The sequence below is a fragment of the Agrococcus sp. SGAir0287 genome (assembly GCF_005484985.1).
GTDB lineage: Bacteria > Actinomycetota > Actinomycetes > Actinomycetales > Microbacteriaceae > Agrococcus.
Window position 1 is genome coordinate 1,003,026 of sequence record NZ_CP027942.1, and the last position, 22,098, is coordinate 1,025,123.

General features: G+C 71.7%; 18 protein-coding genes. 13 read left to right on the forward strand and 5 right to left on the reverse strand.

What is annotated here, in order from left to right:
• Nucleotides 1-43 precede the first annotated feature (43 nt).
• The 3 genes from C1N71_RS04745 to C1N71_RS04755 all read left to right on the forward strand — a co-directional run bounded on the left by C1N71_RS04745 (nucleotide 44) and on the right by C1N71_RS04755 (nucleotide 4,459).
• Nucleotides 44-1,849: an ABC transporter family substrate-binding protein gene (locus C1N71_RS04745; protein WP_254678098.1), complete on the forward strand. Its 1,806-nt coding sequence runs from the start codon at nucleotides 44-46 to the stop codon at nucleotides 1,847-1,849.
• A 122-nt stretch (nucleotides 1,850-1,971) separates the two neighbouring features.
• On the forward strand, nucleotides 1,972-3,507 hold the full coding sequence (locus tag C1N71_RS04750) for an ABC transporter permease (RefSeq protein WP_137755365.1): 1,536 nt from the start codon (nucleotides 1,972-1,974) through the stop codon (nucleotides 3,505-3,507).
• 1 nt (nucleotide 3,508) lies between these two features.
• Nucleotides 3,509-4,459: an ABC transporter permease gene (locus C1N71_RS04755; protein ID WP_137755366.1), complete on the forward strand. Its 951-nt coding sequence runs from the start codon at nucleotides 3,509-3,511 to the stop codon at nucleotides 4,457-4,459.
• 3 nt (nucleotides 4,460-4,462) lie between these two features.
• Here the strand turns inward: C1N71_RS04755 and C1N71_RS04760 are convergent, their stop codons facing one another.
• Entirely contained in the window at nucleotides 4,463-5,098 is a 636-nt protein-coding gene (locus C1N71_RS04760) for a PH domain-containing protein (protein ID WP_137755367.1), read from the reverse strand.
• Nucleotides 5,099-5,155: 57 nt separating this feature from the next.
• Here C1N71_RS04760 and C1N71_RS04765 point away from each other — a divergent pair, with 57 nt between their 5' ends.
• The 3 genes from C1N71_RS04765 (at nucleotide 5,156) to C1N71_RS04775 (ending at nucleotide 10,174) form a co-directional block, all read left to right on the forward strand.
• Nucleotides 5,156-7,012, forward strand: coding sequence for an ABC transporter ATP-binding protein (locus C1N71_RS04765; RefSeq protein ID WP_254678099.1), 1,857 nt, complete (start codon nucleotides 5,156-5,158; stop codon nucleotides 7,010-7,012).
• Between the two features lie 166 nt (nucleotides 7,013-7,178).
• Entirely contained in the window at nucleotides 7,179-9,095 is a 1,917-nt protein-coding gene (typA, locus tag C1N71_RS04770; RefSeq protein ID WP_137755369.1) for a translational GTPase TypA, read from the forward strand.
• Between the two features lie 185 nt (nucleotides 9,096-9,280).
• On the forward strand, nucleotides 9,281-10,174 hold the full coding sequence (locus tag C1N71_RS04775) for an endonuclease domain-containing protein (RefSeq protein ID WP_137755370.1): 894 nt from the start codon (nucleotides 9,281-9,283) through the stop codon (nucleotides 10,172-10,174).
• A gap of 61 nt (nucleotides 10,175-10,235) precedes the next feature.
• Here the strand turns inward: C1N71_RS04775 and C1N71_RS04780 are convergent, their stop codons facing one another.
• Nucleotides 10,236-11,630, reverse strand: a complete 1,395-nt coding sequence (locus C1N71_RS04780) for an LLM class flavin-dependent oxidoreductase (RefSeq protein ID WP_137755371.1) — start codon at nucleotides 11,628-11,630, stop codon at nucleotides 10,236-10,238.
• 121 nt (nucleotides 11,631-11,751) lie between these two features.
• Between C1N71_RS04780 and msuE the strand changes: the two genes are divergently transcribed.
• The 7 genes from msuE to C1N71_RS04815 all read left to right on the forward strand — a co-directional run bounded on the left by msuE (nucleotide 11,752) and on the right by C1N71_RS04815 (nucleotide 18,751).
• Nucleotides 11,752-12,330, forward strand: coding sequence for an FMN reductase (gene msuE, locus C1N71_RS04785; protein ID WP_137755372.1), 579 nt, complete (start codon nucleotides 11,752-11,754; stop codon nucleotides 12,328-12,330).
• Nucleotides 12,331-12,389: 59 nt separating this feature from the next.
• Entirely contained in the window at nucleotides 12,390-13,442 is a 1,053-nt protein-coding gene (locus C1N71_RS04790) for a PIG-L family deacetylase (protein ID WP_137755373.1), read from the forward strand.
• 106 nt (nucleotides 13,443-13,548) lie between these two features.
• Nucleotides 13,549-13,866 carry a ferredoxin gene (fdxA, locus tag C1N71_RS04795; protein ID WP_137755374.1) on the forward strand — a complete coding sequence of 106 codons (318 nt, stop codon included), beginning with the start codon at nucleotides 13,549-13,551 and terminating at the stop codon, nucleotides 13,864-13,866.
• A 15-nt stretch (nucleotides 13,867-13,881) separates the two neighbouring features.
• On the forward strand, nucleotides 13,882-14,967 hold the full coding sequence (dapC, locus tag C1N71_RS04800) for a succinyldiaminopimelate transaminase (RefSeq protein WP_137755375.1): 1,086 nt from the start codon (nucleotides 13,882-13,884) through the stop codon (nucleotides 14,965-14,967).
• 24 nt (nucleotides 14,968-14,991) lie between these two features.
• The gene (locus tag C1N71_RS04805) at nucleotides 14,992-16,278 is read left to right on the forward strand and encodes a citrate synthase (RefSeq protein WP_441297167.1); all 1,287 of its coding nucleotides are present in this window, start codon (nucleotides 14,992-14,994) and stop codon (nucleotides 16,276-16,278) included.
• Between the two features lie 47 nt (nucleotides 16,279-16,325).
• Nucleotides 16,326-17,774: an NCS2 family permease gene (locus tag C1N71_RS04810; RefSeq protein WP_137755377.1), complete on the forward strand. Its 1,449-nt coding sequence runs from the start codon at nucleotides 16,326-16,328 to the stop codon at nucleotides 17,772-17,774.
• Nucleotides 17,775-17,809: 35 nt separating this feature from the next.
• Entirely contained in the window at nucleotides 17,810-18,751 is a 942-nt protein-coding gene (locus C1N71_RS04815; protein WP_137755378.1) for a hypothetical protein, read from the forward strand.
• Nucleotides 18,752-18,770: 19 nt separating this feature from the next.
• Here the strand turns inward: C1N71_RS04815 and C1N71_RS04820 are convergent, their stop codons facing one another.
• From C1N71_RS04820 to C1N71_RS04830, 3 genes are all read right to left on the reverse strand, one after another.
• Entirely contained in the window at nucleotides 18,771-20,351 is a 1,581-nt protein-coding gene (locus C1N71_RS04820) for a hypothetical protein (protein WP_137755379.1), read from the reverse strand.
• Nucleotides 20,333-21,094: an ABC transporter ATP-binding protein gene (locus tag C1N71_RS04825; RefSeq protein ID WP_137755380.1), complete on the reverse strand. Its 762-nt coding sequence runs from the start codon at nucleotides 21,092-21,094 to the stop codon at nucleotides 20,333-20,335. Before C1N71_RS04825 ends, C1N71_RS04820 begins: the two co-directional genes overlap by 19 nt.
• A gap of 74 nt (nucleotides 21,095-21,168) precedes the next feature.
• Entirely contained in the window at nucleotides 21,169-22,092 is a 924-nt protein-coding gene (locus C1N71_RS04830; RefSeq protein ID WP_137755381.1) for a DapH/DapD/GlmU-related protein, read from the reverse strand.
• Between the last annotated feature and the right edge of the window lie 6 nt (nucleotides 22,093-22,098).

Genomic DNA, 22,098 nt, shown 5'->3' on the forward strand with positions numbered 1-22,098 from the left:
GCGCCACGAGCGCGTCGCACCTTCGAACACAGCAGGAGGAATCTTGTTCAACAAGCAGACGCGCGCGCGCGGCCTCATGGCCGTCGCTGCGGTCGGCGTCGCCGGTCTCGCGCTCTCGGCGTGCACGACCAGCGGCGACACGCCTGGCGCCAGCGGCAGCGGGGGCGGCGAGTCCGTGACGGTCGCCGTCACCAACGCCCTGACGTCGCTCAACTCGGCCACGCCCGACACGAACCTCAACACCAACGGCATGGCCGAGTACATCTCCGGCTCCAACGGCGGTCTCGGCACCTTCTACCAGCTGGGCAGCGACTACAGCATCGTCCACGACGAGACGAACGTCTCGTACGAGCTCGTCTCCGACGACCCGCTGACGGTGCAGTACTCGATCAACGACGGCGCCGTCTGGTCCGATGGCGAGCCCATCACGACGACCGACCTCCTGCTGACGTGGGCGATCACGTCGGGCTACTACGACGACGTCACGATCGACCCCGAGTCGGGCGAGCCCACCTCGGGCACGCAGTACTTCCAGCTCGCCGGCAGCACCGCCGGCCTCGACACGACCTCGTACCCCGAGATCGACGAGGACGCGGGCACCATGACGATCACGTACTCCGAGCCCTACGTGGACTGGGAGCTCGCGGGCATGCTGTCGAAGCCCGCGCACGCGATGGCGGAGATCGCCGGCGTGTCGCTCGAGGACGTGCAGACGGCGCTCGCCAACGAGACCCGTGGCGACCCGGCGAACCCCGCCGAGCCCGACGCGACGCTGCTCGCCCTCGGCGAGGCGTGGCTGACCGGCTACAACATCACCGAGATGCCGACCGACGAGAACGTCGTCGTCGGTGCCGGCCCGTACATCCTCTCGGACTTCACGGCCGACGACGGTGGCTCGGCCGTGTTCTCGCTGAACGAGAACTGGGCGGGCGACGCTCCGGCCTTCGACACGGTCATCATGTCGTTCATCGGCGACACGACCGCGCAGGTCTCGGCGCTCCGCAACGGCGAGGTCGACCTGATCGCTCCCACGAGCATCACGGCCGACACGACGCAGGCGCTCGACGAGGCCGGCCTCGAGGTCGACCTGGGCGACGCGCTCTCGTACGACCACGTGGACCTGTCGTTCGACAGCCCCGTGTTCTCGAACCGCGACTACCGTGAGGCCTTCCTCCTCACGATCCCGCGCCAGCAGATCCTCGACTCGATCATCACGCCGATCAACCCCGAGGCCGAGGTGCTCAACTCGCAGCTGTTCGTCTCGTCGCAGCCCCAGTACGCCGACGCCGTCGCGGCGAACGGCTACGCGGAGAACTACGGCGACGTCGACATCGCCCGTGCCCAGGAGCTCCTGGCCGGCGCGACGCCCGAGATCACCATCCTCTACAACACGGCGAACCCGAACCGCGTCGACACGTTCCAGCTGATCCAGCAGAGCGCGCAGCAGGCCGGCTTCATCGTGAACGACGGCGGATCGCCCGACTGGTCCTCGCTGCTCGGCGGCGGCGGCTACGACGTGTCGATCTTCGGCTGGATCTCGGCGGGCGCCGGCTACGCCGGTCTGCCGCAGATCTGGCAGACGGGTGGCGGTGGCAACTACAACGCCTACTCGAACCCCGAGGTGGACTCGCTCGTCGACCAGACGCAGGTCATCATCGACGACACCGAGGCGATCGACGAGCTGCAGATCCAGATCGACACGCTGACGCAGTCGGACGCGTACGGTCTGCCGCTCTTCCAGACGCCGGGCCTCACCGCCGGCAACGGCCGAGTCGGTGGCGTCGGAGACTTCTTCGGCGGCCAGACCGGCATCTTCTACAACGTCCTCGACTGGACGCTCGAGGACTGATCCCGCATCAGCACGGCACGAGGGGGCGTCGGAGCACCACTCCGGCGCCCCCTCGGGCGTGTACTAGCGTGTGCGTGCGGCGCGATCCGTCGCGCGCTCCGACGTAAGGAAGAAGGCCTGGGTTGATCGGTTTCATCGTGCGACGCGTGCTCGCATCGATCCTCACGCTCGTCGTGGCATCGTTCATCATCTACGTGCTCGCGGCCTACGCGGGCAATCCTCTCCAGGAGCTGGAGTCGTCGAACGCGATCAACAAGGACCAGCTGATCGCGGCCCGCATCGCGGCGCTCGACCTCGACGTTCCGCCTCCGCTGCGCTGGTTCCTCTGGATCTCCGGCGCCGCCCGCTGCGTCGTGCCCTTCGCGGGCTGCGACCTCGGCGTGAACCTCCAGAACATCGAGGTCACGACCCTGCTGCCCGGCGCCATGGTCTCGACCATCCGCCTCGTCTCGATCGCGACCGTCGTCGCGATCATCCTCGGCATCACGATCGGCGTCGTCTCGGCCCTGCGTCAGTACTCGGGCTTCGACGTCACGATCACGTTCTTCAGCTTCTTCCTCTTCTCGCTGCCGTCCTTCCTCGTCGCGGTGCTCCTCAAGGAGTTCATCGCCATCGGCGGCAACGACTTCTTCCTCGATCCGCAGATACCGATCGTGACGCTCATCGTCATGACCGTCGTCTCCGGATTCGTCTGGCAGGCGATCATCGGCGGCGCGCTGCGGCGTCGCCTCATCACCGCCGCGGTGGCCGCAGTCGCCACCGCCGGCCTGCTGATCGTCATGCAGGCGACGAACTTCTTCCTGCAGCCCTCGCTCGGCCCCGTCGGCCTGCTCGTGCTCATCGCGGGCACGGTCGCCGCGGTGGTCGCGCTCGTCTCCGGCTTCCAGAACCGGCGTGCGCTGCTCTCGGCGGGCATCAGCGGCGCGCTCGCCTACGTGTCGTACTTCCTCGTGCAGGGCCTGTTCGACGTCTCGACGATCTGGACGATCATCTTCCTCGGCATCGTCGCCGTGGTCGTGGGCGTGCTGATCGGCGCCGTGCTCGGCGGACCCGACCGCGGTCAGGCGATGCTCGCCTCCGGCATCACGGCCTTCGTCGCCGGCGCCTTCGTCGTGCTCGACCGCGTCATGCAGTCGTGGCCCGCCTACCTCGACAACTCGAGGATCCGCGGACGCCCGATCGCGACGGTGAGCGGCGAGACGGCCGGCTTCTCGGGTGACGTCTGGGCGACGACGATCGACGCGACGATGCACTACACGCTGCCGACGATCGCGCTGCTCCTCATCTCGTTCGCCGGCTACACGCGCTACGCCCGCGCCGGCATGCTGGAGGTGCTGAACCAGGACTACGTGCGCACGGCGCGCGCGAAGGGCCTGCCCGAGCGCACGGTCGTCATGCGCCACGCGTTCCGCAACATGCTCATCCCGCTCACGACGATCGTCGCGGCGGACATCGGCGCGCTGCTCGGCGGCGCGATCATCACCGAGACGATCTTCGCGATCGCCGGCATGGGCCAGCTGTTCAACAACTCGCTGCGGACGAGCGACCTCAATCCGCTCATGGGCTACTTCGTGGTGATCGCGATCATGGCCATCCTGTTCAACTTCGTGGCGGACCTCTGCTACGCGGCCCTCGACCCGAGAGTGCGGGTGAAATGAGATGACGACGACCACGCAGAACCAGGCCTCCACCGAGGGCAAGGAGAGCCGCAGCCAGGGGCAGCTCATCCTGCTCCGATTCGTCAAGAACCCCATCGCGATGGTGTCCCTCGTGCTGCTCGTCGGCATCTGGGTGTTCTCCGTCTCGGCGATCGGCCTCGGACCCATCCCGGGCTGGTGGCCCTACGACTACACGACGCCGCTGTCGGTCGACGGACGCTCGCCGACCGCCGAGCACCCCTTCGGCCTCAGCCGCATCGGCGTCGACTACTTCGCGCTCGTCATGCGCGGCCTGCAGAACTCGTACTTCGTGCTCATCGTCATCGCAGGCGTGGGCACGGTCGTCGGCACGGTCGTGGGCGCCATCGCCGGCTACTACCGAGGCTGGGTCGACGCCGTGCTCATGCGCATCACCGACGTCTTCATCGTGCTGCCCTCGATCGTCATCGGCGCCATCGTCGGCAAGCTCGTGTCGGGCTCGCTCGGCGTGTGGCTCCTCGCGATCCTCCTCGGCTTCACGGTGTGGATGGGCATCGCGCGACTCGTGCGCGCCGAGTTCCTCTCGCTGCGCGAGCGCGAGTTCGTCGAGGCCGCGCGCGTCGCGGGCGCGAGCGACACGCGCATCATCTTCAAGCACATCCTCCCGAACGCCGTCGGCGTCGTGATCGTCGCGTCCACGCTGCTGGCAGCGGCCGCGATCCTGCTCGAGACCGGCCTCAGCTTCCTCGGCTACGGCATCCAGCCGCCCGAGTCGTCGCTCGGCCGACTCATCTCGGAGAATCAGACGTCGTTCGCGACGCGCCCGTGGCTGTACTGGTGGCCGGCGCTGTTCATCGTGACGCCCGCGCTGCTCATCAACTTCATCGGTGACGGGCTCCGCGACGCGTTCGACCCGCGGCAGAAGCGCTTCTCGCGCCGACGCACGAAGGAGCTCCCCGGCGATGCGGCCTGATCGTCAGGCGCCGGCGATGAGCCACGCGGCGACGGGGGCGGCGACCACGGCGAGCGTCGCGACGGCGATCGTCGCGACGTGCCAGGTGCGCGACACGGCGACGTCGTCGGCGTCGCCCACCGCGACGCGGCCCTCGTCGAGCGCGCGCTGCCAGCGGTCGCGGACGAGCGCGGCGACGTCGCCCGACTCCGTGCCCGGCACGTCGCCGACGTGGACGACCCGCTCGAGCCTCGCGCGCTCGTCCGGACTGCCCTCGCGGCGCACGCGGCGCTCCGCGCCCCACGCCGAGATGCGGCTGGGCTGCGGCGCGACGAAGACCGGCACGGCCCCGCGCGGCGTGCGCAGCGTCACCGACCACCGCGTCGAGACGTCGACGAGCGCGTCGAACGGCACGCGGCGCGTCGAGAGCACGTTGCGCACCGTGACGCCGTCCGCGTCGACGGCGACGTACGGCGGCCAGAGCACGGCCCACGCCACGATCGCGGCGGCGACGACCGTCGGGATCGCGGCGCGCGCCTGCGGCGCCTCGGCGCCGCTGACCCACAGCGCGACGCCGATGGCGGCGAGCAGCGCCCAGATGACGATCGCGAACGCTCGATGCGTTCGCGAGTGGACGACGACCGGTTCCCCCTGTGGCACCGAAGCATTCTCGCAGGACCACGCCCACAGGCGCGGCCTCGACGGAAGGAAGACACGGTGACCGACCGCCTCGCACCTCCAGCCCTCGAGATCACCGACCTCAGCGTCGACTTCGCCGTCGAGGGCTACTGGCGCCCCGCCGCCAAGCACCTGACGTACTCGATCGACCGCGGCGAGGTCGTCGCAGTCGTCGGCGAGTCCGGCTCGGGCAAGAGCGTCAGCTCCATGGCGATCCTCGACCTGCTGCCGAAGACCGCCCGCGTGCGCGGCAGCATCAAGCTCGACGGCGAGGAGCTGCTCGGCATCACGCCGGCGCAGATGCGCTCGCTGCGCGGCGAGCGCGTCGCGGCCATCTTCCAGGAGCCGATGACGGCGCTGAACCCCGTCTTCACCGTCGGCTTCCAGATCATGGAGGCGCTGCGCACGCATCGCTCGATGCTGCCGAGCGCCGCGAAGGCGCGAGCGCTCGAGCTGCTCGAGATGGTCGAGCTGCCCGACCCCATGAAGGCGTTCAAGTCGTACCCGCACCAGCTCTCGGGCGGCCAGCGGCAGCGCGCGATGATCGCGCAGTCGCTCTCGCTCGACCCCGAGCTGCTCATCGCCGACGAGCCCACGACGGCGCTCGACGTGACGGTGCAGGCCGAGATCCTCGACCTCATGCGCAACCTCAAGGACGAGCTCGGCTCGGCCGTGCTGCTCATCACCCACGACATGGGCGTCGTCGCCGACCTCGCCGACCGCATCGTCGTCATGGAGAAGGGCGACCTCGTCGAGCAGGGCGAGGTGCGCCAGATCTTCGACGCGCCCGCGCATCCGTACACGCAGATGCTGCTCGCGGCCGTGCCCCGCCTCGGCGAGGGCGGGGAGGGGAAGGCGATCGACGTGACCGCCGCCCTCGCGCTGAGCGCCGAGGGCGAGGAGCTCGACCGCGAGCTCGAGGAGCGCGCCGCCGAGAACCTCCGCATCGCCGAGCGCGCGCAGCGCGAGGAGGCCGCGGAGGCCGACGCGGCGAAGGACGTGCTCGTCGTCGACGACGTGATCGTCGAGTACGGCCGTCGCGGCAAGCTCGGCACCTTCCGCGCCGTCGACCAGGTCTCGATGCACATCGCCGAGGGCGAGGTGCTCGGCCTCGTCGGCGAGTCGGGCTCGGGCAAGTCGACGATCGGGCGCGCCGCCATCGGCCTGCAGCCCATCGCGGGCGGCCGCCTCACGGTCGACGGCATCGACGTCACCGCGAAGGACCGTGCGACGCGCGCACGGCTGACGAGGTCCGTCGGCATCGTCTTCCAGGACCCGTCGTCGTCGCTGAACCCGCGCCTCCCCATCGGCGAGTCGATCGGCGAGCCGATGCTGCTGGCGAAGGTGGCGAAGGGCAAGGAGCTCGAGGAGCGCGTCGTCGGGCTGCTCGAGAGCGTGCGCCTGCCCGCGTCGTACCGCAACCGCTACCCGCACGAGCTCTCGGGCGGCCAGAAGCAGCGCGTCGGCATCGCCCGCGCGCTGTCGATGGACCCGCGCCTCCTCGTCGCGGACGAGCCGACGAGCGCGCTCGACGTGTCCGTGCAGGCGACGGTGCTCGAGCTGCTGCAGGAGCTGCAGCGCGAGCGCGGCTTCGCATGCCTCTTCATCAGCCACGACCTCGCGGTCGTCGACATCATGGCCGACCGCATCGCCGTGATGCACCACGGCGAGATCGTCGAGCAGGGGCCGCGCGACGCGATCCTGCGCGCGCCGAAGGAGCCGTACACGCAGCGCCTCATCGCGGCGATCCCCGTGCCCGACCCCGACCAGCAGCGTGCCCGCCGCGCGCTGCGCCACCAGGTGCTCGTGCAGACGGCCGAGGAGTCGAACGAGGGCGAGATCGTGGGCGGCGACGACGGCGTCGCGCCGATCATCGAGGAGACCCCGCGCACCTGATGCCCGGCATCCCTGCCTCGACGCGGTAGCATCGAGGCAGGGATGCGCGCGTTCGTGCCGCGATCCCGACATCCGTCCAACGCAGCTGCAGCGCGACGGTGCCGCGCCCGCGATCTCGTCGTGCGCGGCGCCCTGCCAGCCGCATCCCGAGCCCGAGAGGCTGAGCATGGCCACTGCCACGCGTCCCGACATCCGCAACGTCGCCATCGTGGCGCACGTCGACCACGGCAAGACGACCCTCGTCGACGCCATGCTGCGGCAGACCAACTCCTTCGCCGCGCACGGCACGGTCGACGACCGCGTCATGGACTCCAACGAGCTGGAGCGCGAGAAGGGCATCACGATCCTCGCGAAGAACACGGCCATCCGCTACGCGGGTGCGCACGTGCCCTCCGGCGCCGAGGCCGTGACGATCAACGTCATCGACACGCCCGGCCACGCCGACTTCGGCGGCGAGGTCGAGCGCGGCCTGTCGATGGTCGACGGCGTCGTGCTGCTCGTCGACGCCTCCGAGGGGCCGCTGCCGCAGACGCGCTTCGTGCTGCGCAAGGCGCTCGAGGCGTCGCTGCCCGTCATCCTGCTCGTGAACAAGACCGACCGGTCCGACGCGCGCATCGACGAGGTCGTCTCCGACAGCCAGGACCTCCTGCTCGGCCTCGCGTCGGACCTCGCGGAGGACCGCGCCGACCTCGACCTCGACGCCGTGCTCGACGTGCCGGTCGTCTACGCCTCGGGCAAGGCCGGCCGCGCCGACCAGACGAAGCCCGCCGACGGCGAGCTGCCGGCGAACGAGGACCTCGAGCCGCTGTTCGCGGCGATCCTCGAGCACATCCCCGCGCCGACGTACGACGACGAGGCGCCGCTGCAGGCGCACGTGACGAACCTCGACGCGTCGCCGTTCCTCGGTCGTCTCGCGCTGCTGCGCATCTTCAACGGCACGCTGCGCAAGGGCCAGACGGTCGCGTGGGTGCGCCATGACGGGTCGGTGCACTCGGCGCGCGTCACCGAGCTGCTCGCGACGCAGGCGCTCGAGCGCGTGCCCGCCGAGTCCGCGTCCGCAGGCGACATCGTCGCGGTCGCGGGCTTCTCGGACATCACGATCGGCGAGACGCTCGCCGACCCCGAGGACGTGCGCCCCCTGCCGCCCATCACGGTCGACGACCCCGCGATCTCGATGACGATCGGCACGAACACGTCCCCGCTCGTCGGCAAGGTGAAGGGCTCGAAGCTCACGGCGCGCATGGTCAAGGACCGCCTCGACCGCGAGCTCATCGGCAACGTGTCGCTGCGCGTGCTCGACATCGGCCAGCCCGACGCATGGGAGGTGCAGGGCCGCGGCGAGCTCGCCCTCGCCATCCTCGTCGAGCAGATGCGCCGCGAGGGCTTCGAGCTCACCGTCGGCAAGCCGCAGGTCGTCACGAAGCACATCGACGGCGCGCTGCACGAGCCGTTCGAGCACCTCACGATCGACGCGCCTGAGGAGTACCTCGGCGCGATCACGCAGCTGCTCGCCGGCCGCAAGGGCCGCATGGAGACGATGTCGAACCACGGCACCGGCTGGATCCGCATCGAGTTCACGGTGCCGAGCCGCGGCCTCATCGGCTTCCGCACCGAGTTCCTCACGGTCACGCGCGGCACGGGCATCGCGAACGCGATCGCGGCGGGCTACGAGCGCTGGGCCGGCCAGATCGTCACGCGTCAGTCGGGCTCGCTCGTCGCCGACCGCTCGGGCGTCGCGACGTCGAACGCCATCATGGCCCTGCAGGATCGCGGCGAGTTCTTCATCAAGCCGGGCGACGACGTCTACGAGGGCATGGTCGTCGGCGAGAACTCGCGCGGCGACGACATGGACGTGAACATCACCAAGGAGAAGAAGCTCAACAACATCCGGTCGTCGACCGGAGAGGAGCTCGAGCGCCTGACGCCGCCGCGGCAGCTCTCCCTCGAGGAGTCGCTGGAGTTCGCGCGCGACGACGAGTGCGTCGAGGTGACGCCGTCGGCGGTGCGGATCCGCAAGGTCGAGCTCGATGCGACGCTGCGCGCCCGCGCCGCCTCCCGTCTGAAGAAGCAGTCCCAGTCCTGACCCGATTGGTCACTTCTGCTTCGTGATTGGGCAGTAGTGGTTCGCGACACGCCGTGCTGCGAACCATTACTGCCCAATCGGCGTCTCCGGCGGTGATGCGGGAGTCGCGGATGCACAGGCAAGAGCTCTCCACAGCCGCGAGGATGCGGGAGAGAGGGCGGGGCGGTCGGGGACAGGATCCGCGCATGGACCTCGATCACACCTCGGAGCCGTTCACCGTCGCACGAGCACTGGCTGCCGGTCGCACGCGAGGCGATCTGCGCTCACCCGATCTCGTCGCGCCCACGCGCGGGGCCCGCGTCGGCGTCGCGCAGCACGCCGTCGACCCCCGCGCAGCCTTCCTCGGCTCCCTCGAGGAGCTTGCGCGCGACGACCAGTTCTTCTCGCATGTGACGGCCGCCCGCATCCACGGGATGCCGCTGCCGGCACGGCTCGACGACGAGCCGATCCACCTCGCATCGCCGTCGTTCACGAGCCGCATGCGCCGGGACGGGGTCGTCGGGCACCGCATCAAGGCGACCGTCGTCGAGGTCGCCGGTCACCGCGTCGAGAGCATCCCCGACGCCTTCGTGCATCTCGGCACCTCGTCCTTGACGCTCGACGAGCTCGTCGAGGTCGGCGACTGGATCGTGAGCCGTCGACGCGAGCGCCGGCTCACGCCGACCGATCTACGCGAGCACGCCCGGCACTTCACGGGTGCGCGCGGGATCGCCCGGGTGCACAAGGCCATCCCGCTGGTGCGCGTGGGCTCCGACTCTCCCGGCGAGACGCGCACGCGACTGCTGCTGCGACGCGCCGGACTGCCGGAGCCCGTGCTGCAGCATCAGGTGCGCGATGGACGGGCACGCGTCATCGCAACCCTCGACCTCGCGTATCCGCAGCTGCTCGTGGGCATGGAGTACGACGGCGCCTACCACCGGCTCGACGCGGAGCAGTTCGGCTACGACATCCGTCGCTCTGCCGCGCTCGATGCGCTCGGGTGGCGGATCATCCGCATCTCGCATGCGGACATCGTCGACGGCGGCCAGCGCATCCTCCCGCTCATCCGCGCCGCGCGGAGTCGGTCGATTGGGCAGTAGTGGTTCGCTGCGCGGCGTGTCGCGAACCACTACTGCCCAATCGGGCGGCAGAAGTGACCAATCAGGTGGGGGAGGAGGCGGTGGCCGCGGGAGCGAGGCGATAGCGCGCCGCTCGGTGCGACTCGGGGACGCGGGGGCCGGCGCCGTGCAGCTTCTCGCGGAGTGTGCCGGGCGCGTAGGAGGACGGATAGGCACCGCGCTCGCGGAGCACGGGGATGACGTGCTCGATGACGTCCTCCCACGTGCCGGGGGTCACGGCGTATGCGAGGTTGAAGCCGTCGACGTCCGTCTCCTCCACCCACGACTGCAGCTCGTCGGCGATCTCCTCGCCCGAGCCGACGATCGTCGGACCGAGGCCGCCGATCGCGGCGTGCCGACCGAGGTCGCCGACGGTCCACTCGCGGCCGAGCGCCGCCTCCTGCTGCAGGTGCTGCACCGTCGACTGGATCGCGTTCGACTCGACGTCGCCGACCGGCTGGTCGGGGTCGTACGCGGCGAGGTCGACGCCCATCCAGCCCGACAGGAAGGTCAGCGCACCCTCCTCCGACGCGTACGAGCGGTAGTCGGCCTCCTTCGCGACCGCCTCCTCGTGCGTCGCCGCTGTGATGACGGTCAGCAGCGTGTAGATCCTCGCCGAGCATCGGTCGCGCCCCTCGGCCTCCAACGCGTCGCGGATGCGCTGCACGGTCGCGGCGAGCACCTCCTTCGAGCGCGCGGCGACGAAGATCGCCTCCGCGTTGCCGGCCGCGAAGCGGATCCCGCGCGGCGAGGCGCCCGCCTGGTAGATCACCGGCGTCCGCTGCGGCGACGGCTCCGAGATGTGGATGCCCGGCACGCGGAAGTGCCGACCCTCGTGGCGGATCGGGTGCACCTTCGCGGGGTCGGTGAAGATGCCGCGCTCGCGATCCTCGACGACGGCGTCGTCCTCCCACGACCCCTCCCACAGCTTGTAGAGCACCTCGAGGTACTCGTCGGCGTGGTCGTAGCGGTCGTCGTGCGCGAGCTGATCCTCCTGCCCCATGTTGCGCGCGGCGGACGGCAGGTAGCCGGTCACGACGTTCCAGCCGATGCGGCCGTTCGTGAGGTGGTCGAGCGTCGTGAGCCGACGCGCGAAGGGATAGGGATGCTCGAACGCCGTGCCGGCGGTGATCCCGAAGCCGAGGTGCTCGGTGACGGCCGCCATCGCCGACACGAGCAGGATCGGATCGTTCACCGGCACCTGGGCGCCGTTGCGGATCGCGGCCTCGTTCGTGCCGCCGTACACGTCGTAGGTGCCGAGCACGTCGGCGATGAAGATGCCGTCGAACGTGCCCGACTCGAGCAGGCGCGCGAGCGACGTCCAGTACTCGATGGTGGTGTAGTGCCGCGAGCGGTCGTCCGGGTGGCGCCACAGGCCGGAGGACTGGTGGGCGACGCAGTTCATGTCGAACGCGTTGAAGCGGATCTGCCTGGTCATGCGGGCATGCAAGCTGCGCGTCCGCCGCCTGCGCAAGACGCGAGCGACTCGGGACGCAACGCGTCGTCATGCGACGCAATGCGCGCACCGCCGAGGCGCTCGTCGACCTAGCCTGCCGTGCATGAGCGACACCTTCGAGCCCCCGCTGCGCGTCGTCGGCGTGAACGGCAGCCTGCAGTCGCCGTCGAAGACGGGCGTGCTGCTCGACGCCGTGCTCGCGGCCATCGGCGAGCGCGCGACGATCGAGCCGCGGCGCATCGACCTCGCGAGCATCGCGAGCGGCTTCGCGGGCGCCGTGTCGCGCGAGGGGCTGTCGCCCGAGGTCGAGGATGCGCTCGCGGCGGTCGAGGCCGCCGACGTGCTCGTCGTCGGCACCCCCATCTATCGCGCGTCGTTCACGGGCCTCTTCAAGCACTTCTTCGACTTCGTCGAGCAGCGCGCGCTCGTCGACACGCCCGTGCTGCTCACGGCCACGGGCGGCAGCGAGCGGCACACGCTCACGATCGAGCACCAGCTGCGGCCGCTGTTCGGCTTCTTCCAGGCGCTCACGCTGCCGACGGGCGTGTACGGCTCCGCGGGCGACTTCGCCGACGGACGGGTCGCATCGCCGGCGCTGCTCGACCGCATCGACGCCGCCGTCTCGCGCTCGCTGCCGCTCGTCGCGCACCGCGTGCGCCCCACGGTGCCCGCGCGCTGGTAGCGGATCGCCGCGCACGGCATCCGGCGGGCGCGACCCGCGATGGATGCGAGGATGGTGGGATGGACCTCGGGGAGCACGTGCTGTTCGTGCACGCGCATCCCGACGACGAGACGCTCTCGACCGGTGCGGCCATCGCGACGGTCGCGCAGACCGGCGTCGCCTCCGTCCTCACCCTCACGATGGGCGAGCGCGGCGAGGCGCGCCCCGAGGCGCGCGACGCCCTCGACGCCGCCGGGAGCCTGCCTGCGCTGCGCAGCCTCGAGCTCGACCGCGCGATCGTCGCGCTCGGGGCGACCCGCGTCGAGCCGGATGCGCGCTTCGAGGACTCGGGCATGGCGTGGGTCGGCGGTCGGGCGGCACCGAGCGCCGACGTGTCGACGGCGGCGCTGACGTCGCAGCCGCCGACCGACGTCGAGCTGCTCGTGCTCGACGCGGTGCAGCGCCTCCGCCCCGACGCGATCGTGACGTACGACGAGGACGGCGGCTACGGCCATCCCGACCACCGCGCCGTGCACCTCGCCGTCGTCGCGGTCGCGCGCGACCTGCGCATCCCGGTCTACGTCCGCAGCTCGGAGCCCGCCGACGTCGCAGTGCCCCTCGCACCCGTCGCCGACCGCGTCCACGACGCGCTCGCGGCGCACGCGAGCCAGCTCGCCGTCGACGGCCGCGACGTCGTGCACGTCGGCGGCCAGCGCGAGCCGATCGCCGACGTCGAGCACTACCGCCTCGTGCGCGCGCCGTCGCCGATCGGCTGGGGCACGACGGTCGTCGTCGGGCTCGTCGCGCTCGTCATCGGCACCGTCGGCACCTTCGCGTACCGCGCCGTCGAGCCGTGGGGCCTCGTGCTCGCGCTCGTCGCGGCGCTCGGCATCGTCGTCGGCCCGCGCCTGCTCGGCTCGCGGCCCGCGACGATCGCGGCGGCGGTCGGCGTCCTCGCCCCCATCGCGCTCGTCGCGCTCGACCCCTTCCGCACGGCGGGCAGCGCCGGCCTCCTCGCGGCGGACCTGCTCGGCTGGCTCTGGGTGCTCGTGCCCGGCGTCGCGGCGCTCGTCGCCGTCGCATGGCCGTCGCCCGAGGGCATCGCGCGCATCCGCGACGCGGCGCGCGGCTGACGACCGCGACGCACGGACGCCGCCCGGGCGCGACACGACGCTGCCGCGGCTGGTCGAGCGGCCCGCGACGGCGACGATAGGCTGAGTCGGTCGAAAGGACCCCCTCGTGACCTACGTGATCGCGCTCCCATGCGTCGACGTGAAGGACCGCGCGTGCGTCGACGAATGCCCCGTCGACTGCATCTACGAGGGCGAGCGGATGCTGTACATCCACCCCGACGAGTGCGTCGACTGCGGCGCGTGCGAGCCCGTGTGCCCGGTCGAGGCGATCTACTACGAGGACGACGTGCCCGAGGAGTGGGCCGAGTACTACGACGTCAACGTGCAGTTCTTCGAGACGCACGGATCGCCCGGCGGCGCCGCGAAGGTCGGCGTCATCGCCGACGATCACGCGATCGTCAAGGCGCTGCCGCCGCAGGCCTGAGCGCCGCACGATCGCATGGATCAGCTGCCCGCGTTCCCCTGGGACTCCCTCGCCGAGGCGAAGGCCGTCGCGGCCGCGCACCCGGATGGCATCGTCGACCTGTCGGTCGGCTCGCCCGTCGACCCCACGCCGCACGTCATCCAGGACGCGCTCGCCGCGGCGTCCGACGCGCCGACCTACCCGACGTGCTGGGGCACGCCCGCGCTGCGCGACGCGATCGTCGACTGGTTCGCACGCGTGCGCGGCGTGCCGGGGCTCGGTCACGCGAACGTCATGCCGACCGTCGGGTCGAAGGAGACCGTGGCGGGTCTGCCGCTGTGGCTCGGCCTCGGGCCCGGCGACGTCGTCGTGCACCCCACCGTGGCGTACCCGACGTACGACATCGGCGCGCGCGTCGCGGGCGCGACGCCCGTGCCGGCCGACGACCCCGACGACTGGCCCGAGGGCACGCGCCTCGTCTGGGTGAACTCGCCGTCGAACCCCACGGGCGACGTCGCAGGCGTCGAGGCGCTGCGCCGCGTCGTGGAGCGCGCGCGGGCGATCGGCGCGGTCGTCGCGAGCGACGAGTGCTACGCGCTGCTGCCCTGGGACGTCGACGAGGTGCCCTCGATCCTCGATCCGCGCATCGCCGGGAGCACGCGCGAGGGCCTGCTCGTCGTGCATTCGATGTCGAAGCAGTCGTCGATCGCCGGCTATCGCGCGGCGTTCGTCGCCGGATGCGCCCGCATCGTCGGCAGGGTGCTCGAGGTGCGCAAGCACGTCGGCCTCATCCCGCCCATGCCGGTGCAGCACGCCATGACGGTGGGGCTCGCCGACGACGCGCACGTGGCGGAGCAGCGCGAGCGCTACCGCGCGCGTCGCGACGCGCTGCGTCCCGCGCTCGAGGCGGCCGGCTTCGCGGTGCGCGGGGAGGCCGGCCTCTACCTGTGGTCGACGGACGGCCGCGACGCGCGCACGCAGGTCGACGCGCTCGCCGCCCACGGCATCCTCGTCGCGCCCGGCGACTTCTACGGCGATGCCGGCCACGTACGCGTCGCGCTCACCGCGAGCGACGAGCGCATCGCCGAGGCCGCCCGGCGCCTGGCCGGTTTTCGACGCTGACTGCGTACGCCATAGGGTGTGATGGTGACCCACGCTGACGAGACGCCCAAGACGGCGACCCTTTCGGTCGATGGTCGCACTGTCGAGCTGCCGATCCTGCCCGCCACCGAGGGGCGATCGAGCATCGACGTGTCGAAGCTGATGCGCGAGACCGGCCACACCACCCTCGACTACGGCTTCGTCAACACGGCGGCGACGCGGAGTGCGATCACGTACATCGACGGTGATGCAGGGATCCTGCGCTACCGCGGCTATCCCATCGAGGAGCTCGCGGAGCAGAAGTCCTTCCTCGACGTCGCGTACCTCCTGATCTACGGCGAGCTGCCGACCGCCGACGAGCTCGGCGAGTTCGACACGCGCATCCGCCGGCACACGCTGCTGCACGAGGACCTGCGCCGCTTCTTCGACTCGCTGCCGCGCGACGCGCACCCGATGAGCGCGCTGTCGTCGGCCGTCTCGGCCCTGTCGACGTACTACGCCGCCGACCACGACCCGCACGACCCGCGCCGCGTCGAGCTGCAGACGATCCGCCTGCTGGCGAAGCTGCCGGTGATCGCGGCGTACGCGCACAAGAAGTCGATCGGCCAGGCGTTCCTCTACCCCGACAACTCGCTGTCGTTCGTCGAGAACTACCTGAAGCTCAACTTCGGTCTCATGGCCGAGGAGTACGAGCTGAACCCGGTCATGGTGAAGGCGCTCGAGCGCCTGCTCATCCTGCACGCCGACCACGAGCAGAACGCGTCGACCTCGACGGTGCGGCTCGTGGGATCGACCGAGGCGAACCTCTTCGCGTCGGTCTCCGCCGGCATCCACGCGCTCTCGGGCCCGCTGCACGGCGGCGCGAACGAGGCCGTCCTGACGATGCTGCGCTCCATCCGCGACTCGGGCGAGGGCGTGCAGCGCTTCGTCGAGCGCGTGAAGCGCAAGGAGCAGGGCGTGCGGCTCATGGGCTTCGGCCACCGCGTGTACAAGAACTACGACCCGCGCGCGAAGCTCGTGAAGGCGTCGGCCGACGAGGTGCTCGAGGCGCTGGGCGTCTCGGACCCGCTGCTCGACATCGCGAAGGAGCTCGAGCAGGTCGCGCTCGAGGACGAGTACTTCATCGAGCGCAAGCTCTACCCGAACGTCGACTTCTACACGGGCGTCATCTACAAGGCGATGGGCTTCCCCGAGCGGATGTTCACGGTGCTGTTCGCGATCGGTCGCCTGCCGGGCTGGATCGCGCACTGGCGCGAGATGGTCGACGACTCGCAGACGAAGATCGGCCGCCCGCAGCAGCTCTACGTCGGCCCCGGCGAGCGCCACATCTAGATCCATCCCACCGCAGCGAAAGCGGTTCCGTGCTCGAGGAGAGACACATGGCACGCACCGCGATCGCGACGCGGCTCGACGGATACTTCCAGATCCGCGAGCGCGGCTCCACGATCCCGCAGGAGGTCCGGGGCGGCCTCGTGACGTTCTTCGCGATGGCGTACATCATCGTGCTGAACCCGCTCATCATCGGCGGCTTCTCCGCCGACCAGGCGGCGGTCGACGTCGAGGGCGGCTGGCTGCCCAACGGGCAGGTCGCAGCCGTGACCGCGCTCGTCGGCGGCCTCATGACGATCGCGATGGGGCTCGTCGCGAACGTGCCGTTCGGGCTCGCCGCGGGCCTCGGCATCAACTCCTTCCTCGCCTTCACGCTCGTGGGCGAGCTCACGTGGCCCGAGGCGATGGGCCTCGTCGTCGTCAACGGCGTGCTCATCGTCGTGCTGAGCGTCACCGGTCTGCGCCGCCGCATCTTCGAGGCGATCCCGGCCGAGCTGAAGAGCGCGATCGCCGTCGGCGTCGGCCTCTTCATCGCCTTCATCGGATTCGTCGACTCGGGCTTCGTGCGCACGACCGAGCTCGCGTCGCCGCCGCTGCAGCTGGGCGAGGGCGGCTCGATCACGGCGCTGCCGACGATCGTCTTCCTCGTCGCGCTCGCGATCATGGGCATCCTCGTCGCCCGCCGGGTGCGCGGGGCGCTGCTCATCGGCATCGTCGTGGCGACGGTGCTCGCGATCGGCGCGCAGGCGCTGTGGCCCGTCGGCCCCGCGTTCGAGGTGGGCGTGGGCGGCTGGAACCTCGCCGCGCCCGCGCTGCCCTCGGCGCTCGTGTCGCTGCCCGATCTCTCGCTCGTCGGGCAGGTGGATCCGTTCGGCGCGTTCGCGCGCGTCGGCCCCGTCGCGGCGTCGATGCTCGTCTTCACGCTCTTCTTCCTGAACTTCTTCGACGCCATGGGGTCGATGACGGGCCTCGCGAAGCAGGCGGGCATCGCGGCGCCCGACGGCACGTTCCCGGGCCTGAAGCGCGCGCTCGTCGTCGAGGGCGTCGGCGCGATCGCGGGCGGTGGTGCGAGCGCGTCGTCGAACACGGTCTTCATCGACTCCGCGGCCGGCATCGGCGAGGGGGCGCGCACGGGCCTCGCGTCGGTCGTGACGGGCGTGCTCTTCCTCGCGGCGATGTTCCTCACGCCGCTCACGCAGATCGTGCCGCTCGAGGTGGCGGCGGCGACGCTCGTCATCGTCGGCGCGCTCATGATGAGCCAGATCCGCGACATCGACTTCACCGACTTCCGCGTCGCGCTGCCCGCGTTCCTCACGATCGTCGTCATGCCGCTGACGTACAACATCGCGAACGGCATCGGCGTCGGCTTCATCGCGTGGGTGCTCGTGCACGCGGTCTCCGGTCGCGCGCGCACGATCAGCCCGCTGCTGTGGGTCGTCGCAGGCCTCTTCGTCGTCTTCTTCGTCCGCGGACCCATCGAGGCGCTGCTCGGCCTGTAGACGCGGCGTCGGAGGCGGGGCGTAGCCTCTGCCGCATGGACGACGTGACGACCTGGCTCCTCGAGGGCGATCCCGGCATCCGCTGGCAGGTCATGCAGGACCTGCTCGACGCTCCGCAGGAGGAGGTCGACGCCGAGCGCGCCCGCGTCGCCCACGAGGGCTTCGGCGCCGCGCTGCTGGCGGCCCGCGGCGACGACGGGCTCTGGGCGGGCGGTGCGTGGGCGCCGGCAGGCTGGTCGTGGGAGCTCGGGGAGCCGCAGGCGTGGACGTCGACGTCGTGGGTGCTCGAGTCGCTGTGCGACCTCGGGATGCCCGCCGACGAGCCCGTCATGGCGGAGACGGTCGAGCTCATCGCCCGCAACGGCCGCTGGGAGTACGGCGACCTGCCGTTCTGGCAGGGCGAGGTCGACTCCTGCATCAACGGCCGCACCATCCGCGCGGGGGCACGGTTCGGGGCCGACGTCTCGGCGATCGTCGCCTACTGCGAGGAGGATCAGCAGCCCGACGGCGGCTGGAACTGCTTCCGACTCGAGGGCGAGGGCTCGACGAGGTCGTCGTTCGCGAGCACGATCAGCGTGCTCGAGGGCCTGCTGGAGTACCAGCAGCGCACCGGCAGGTCGACGGCGGCGATGCGGGAGCGCGGCATGGCCTACCTGCTCGAGCGCTCGCTGCTGCGCGGGCTGCGCTCGGGCGAGATCGTCTCGCCGTCGTACCTGTCGTTCGCCTTCCCGCCGCGCGCGCGGTACGACGTCCTGCGCGCGCTCGACCACCTGCGGCTCGCGGGGCTCGATCCGGAGCCGCGCATGGCCGAGGCGATCGCCATCGTGCGCTCGAAGCGGCAGCCCGATGGCCGCTGGCTGTCGGAGTACGACGACCCCGGCGCCGTGCAGCTGCACCTCGACGCGCCGTCCGGCGAGCCGAGCCGCTGGAACACGCTGCGCGCGCTGCGCGTGCTGCGCTGGGCCGACGGCGGCTGAGGGCCGCCGGCCGCAGCGCTCAGTCCTCGCTCGACACCGCGGCGAGCACCTCGGGCCACGTGCGATCGAGGCGGTCGCCGCCGATGCGGATGCCCAGGCCGATCGCGACGGCGCCGACGGCGAGCCCGACGGCGACGGCGACCCAGCCGAGCCACGGCTGCCACACGACGCTCGCGATCGCGAGCGCGATGGCGGGGGCGGAGGCGACGAGCGTGATGGGCGCCATGATCGCGAGGGCGGCGAGCGACTGCGCGCCGCCGGACGAGCCGCGGCCGAACGGCCGCTCCGGGCTGGGCGCGCGGCCCGGCAGGAAGGCGCCGACGGCGATGCCGACGCCCGCGGCGACGAGCGACGTGCCGACGGCGGCGCCGAGGCCGGCGGGCAGCAGGTCCCAGCCGCCGGTGATCCCGGCGACCACGACGGGCGCGGCGACGACCATGGGTCCGAGCACGACGCCGGCGCCGAGCAGGCGACCTGCACGGTCGGCGCGCCCCGAGACGCCGGCGAGCACGTGCAGCGCGAGCGCATCCTTGTCGTAGGCGAGCGAGAGCTGCGTGATCTGCAGCACCATGAGCGCCATCACGAGCGGCAGGAAGAGCGCCAGTCGCGGATCGAGGGCCTGGCCGCCGATGAGCTGGGAGCCCACGAGGATGAGCGGCAGCACGAGCACCGCGATGGCGTTCAGCAGGTGGCGGGGGTCGCGCCGCGTGAAGCGCACGCCGCGCGCCGCGATCGCCCCGACGGGCGTCGCCGGCACCAGCCGGTCCACGATGCCGCCCGAGCGCACACGACCGCCGCCGGAGGCCTCGACGGGCGCGACGAGCCGCGCGGCGAGCTGCGCACCCCATGCCCACCACAGCAGCGCGACGGTCGCGAGGGCGACGAGGAGGCGGACGCCGGCGGCGATCCAGTCGCCGCCGGCGATGGCGGCGGGCACGCCCGCCGTCGCGCCGATGGGCGTCCAGGCGAGCACGGTGGCGACGTCGGTCAGGACGCCGAGTGCCGAGGGCGAGGACGTGATCGCCTGGACGGCGACGCTGACGATGAGCCCCGAGCAGATGAGCAGCAGCATGAGGACGATCGCCGTCACGTCCCGCGAGCGTCGCGACGCGAGCGTCTGCGCGAGCGCGCCGGAGACGACGCGCGCGCCGAGCATGCACGTGACGAGGGCGATCGGCAGCATGACGATCGCGGCGACGAGCGTCGCGACCTGCGTGCTCCAGGCGATGAGCAGCAGCGCGAGCGCGAGCGCCGTCGCGATGCCGCCGATGCCGAGGAGGTGGGCGAGCGCGAGCCCGGGCAGGAGCTGCCGGGCGCGGACGGGCAGCAGCGCGAAGCGCTCGGGCGCGAGCGACTCGTCGGCGCTCGTGAGGATCGCGCCCACCGCCCATCCCACGACGGCGACGGAGGTGACGAGCACGAGCACGAACGGCACGGCCTCCGGCGCGCCGACGCGCAGCGCGACGGCTCCGGCGCCGACGAGGAAGAGCAGCCAGAGCGCGCCGAGCACGCCGAAGACGAGGCCGACGATGTGCCAGGGGCTGCGGGTGAGCGAGCGGCCCAGCTGCCGCAGGCGGAGGCCTAGGAGGAGCGCAGCCACGACAGCGTCTCCTCTCCGAGCTCGTGCACGCCGACGAGCTGCAGGAACCGCTGCTGCAGCGTCGTCCCCGCGCGCACCTCGTCGAGCGTGCCGTCGGCGAGGATGCGGCCCTGCGCGACGATCGCGACGCGATCGCACAGCGACTCGACGAGCTCCATGACGTGGCTCGAGAGCACGACGGTGCCGCCCGAGCCGACGAAGCCGCGCAGGATCGAGCGGATCGCCTCGCCCGACACGGGATCGACGGCCTCGAACGGCTCGTCGAGCACGAGCAGGCGCGGCGCGTGGATGAGCGCGCACGCCAGTCCGATCTTCTTCCGCATGCCCGCCGAGTAGTCGACGACGAGCGTCGAGGCGGCCTCGTCGAGGCCGAGCGCCGAGAGGAGCTCGCCCGCGCGCGCCGTGACGTCGGCCTCCCGCATGCCGCGCAGCAGCCCCGTGTAGCGCAGGAGCTCGGCGCCCGTGAGGCGGTCGAACATCCGCACGCCGTCGGGGAGCACGCCCATGCGGGCCTTCGCACCCGCCGGGTCCTGCCAGACGTCGGCACCGAGCACGTGCGCCGTGCCCCCGTCGGGGCGCAGCAGGCCCGTCGCCATCGACAACGTCGTCGTCTTGCCGGCGCCGTTGGGGCCGAGGAGGCCGAGCATCGAGCCGGCGGGCACGTCGAGCGAGAGCGCCTCGACGGCCACCTTCTGCCCGAATCGCTTGTGCAGGGATCGCAGGGACAGCACGGGATCGGTCATGCATCCATCCCACCAGGCGCACCCTGGGCGGGGCATCCACCCGTGGGGGGACGCCGCGCGGGGGAGCCCGGCGCCTAGTGCAGCGCGGCGTTCAGCGCGACGCCCGCGCCCGTGCGCGGCAGCGCCTCGACGGCGCCGGACACGGAGTTGCGGCGGAAGAGCAGCCCCGCGACGCCCGAGAGGCGCTCGGCCTTCACCTGCTCGCCGCCGGGCAGCACCGTCACCTTCGTGCCGGCGGTGACGTAGAGGCCGGCCTCGACGATCGAGTCGTCGCCGATCGAGATGCCGACGCCCGCGTTGGCGCCGAGGAGCACGCGCTCGCCGATGGTGACGCGCTCGGTGCCGCCGCCGGAGAGCGTGCCCATGATCGAGGCTCCACCGCCCACGTCCGAGCCGTCGCCGACGACGACGCCCTGCGAGATGCGGCCCTCGACCATCGATGCGCCGAGCGTGCCGGCGTTGTAGTTCACGAAGCCCTCGTGCATGACGACGGTGCCCGGGGCCAGGTGCGCGCCGAGGCGCACGCGCGACGCATCGCCGATGCGCACGCCCTCGGGCAGCACGTAGTCGGTCATGCGGGGGAAGCGGTCGACGAGCTGCACCTGGATGCCGGCGGCGCGCAGCGCGGGCTGGTGCGCACGCGCGTGCTCGGGCGTCGTGGGGCCGTGCGTCGTCCACGCGACGACCGGCAGCAGGCCGAAGACGCCGTCGAGCGCGATCGTGTTCGGCTGCACGAGGCGGTGGCTCAGCAGGTGGAGGCGCAGGTGCACGTCGAGCGCGTCGGCGGGCGCGGCGTCGAGGTCGATCTCGATCGTCACGACGCGGCGCTCGACGCCGAGCGCCGGCACGGGACCGGCGTGCGCGTCGAGGGACCGCGCGGCCAGCCATCGGGCGTCGCCCTCTGGCGCCGGTCCGAGCGCCGGGGCGGGGAACCAGGCGTCGAGCGGCTGGTCCCTGGAGAACGTCGCGAGGGCGTGTCCGTGGGCGAGGCGCGTCATGCCCTC

Coding starts and splice junctions, on each gene's coding strand:
- typA (WP_137755369.1), top strand. CDS start 7,179: ATGGCCACTGCCACGCGTCCCGACATCCGCAACGTCGCCATCGTGGCG.
- C1N71_RS04790 (WP_137755373.1), top strand. CDS start 12,390: ATGGACCTCGGGGAGCACGTGCTGTTCGTGCACGCGCATCCCGACGAC.
- C1N71_RS04775 (WP_137755370.1), top strand. CDS start 9,281: ATGGACCTCGATCACACCTCGGAGCCGTTCACCGTCGCACGAGCACTG.
- C1N71_RS04780 (WP_137755371.1), bottom strand. CDS start 11,630: ATGACCAGGCAGATCCGCTTCAACGCGTTCGACATGAACTGCGTCGCC.
- msuE (WP_137755372.1), top strand. CDS start 11,752: ATGAGCGACACCTTCGAGCCCCCGCTGCGCGTCGTCGGCGTGAACGGC.
- C1N71_RS04755 (WP_137755366.1), top strand. CDS start 3,509: ATGACGACGACCACGCAGAACCAGGCCTCCACCGAGGGCAAGGAGAGC.
- C1N71_RS04825 (WP_137755380.1), bottom strand. CDS start 21,094: ATGACCGATCCCGTGCTGTCCCTGCGATCCCTGCACAAGCGATTCGGG.
- C1N71_RS04815 (WP_137755378.1), top strand. CDS start 17,810: ATGGACGACGTGACGACCTGGCTCCTCGAGGGCGATCCCGGCATCCGC.
- C1N71_RS04830 (WP_137755381.1), bottom strand. CDS start 22,092: ATGACGCGCCTCGCCCACGGACACGCCCTCGCGACGTTCTCCAGGGAC.
- dapC (WP_137755375.1), top strand. CDS start 13,882: ATGGATCAGCTGCCCGCGTTCCCCTGGGACTCCCTCGCCGAGGCGAAG.
- C1N71_RS04810 (WP_137755377.1), top strand. CDS start 16,326: ATGGCACGCACCGCGATCGCGACGCGGCTCGACGGATACTTCCAGATC.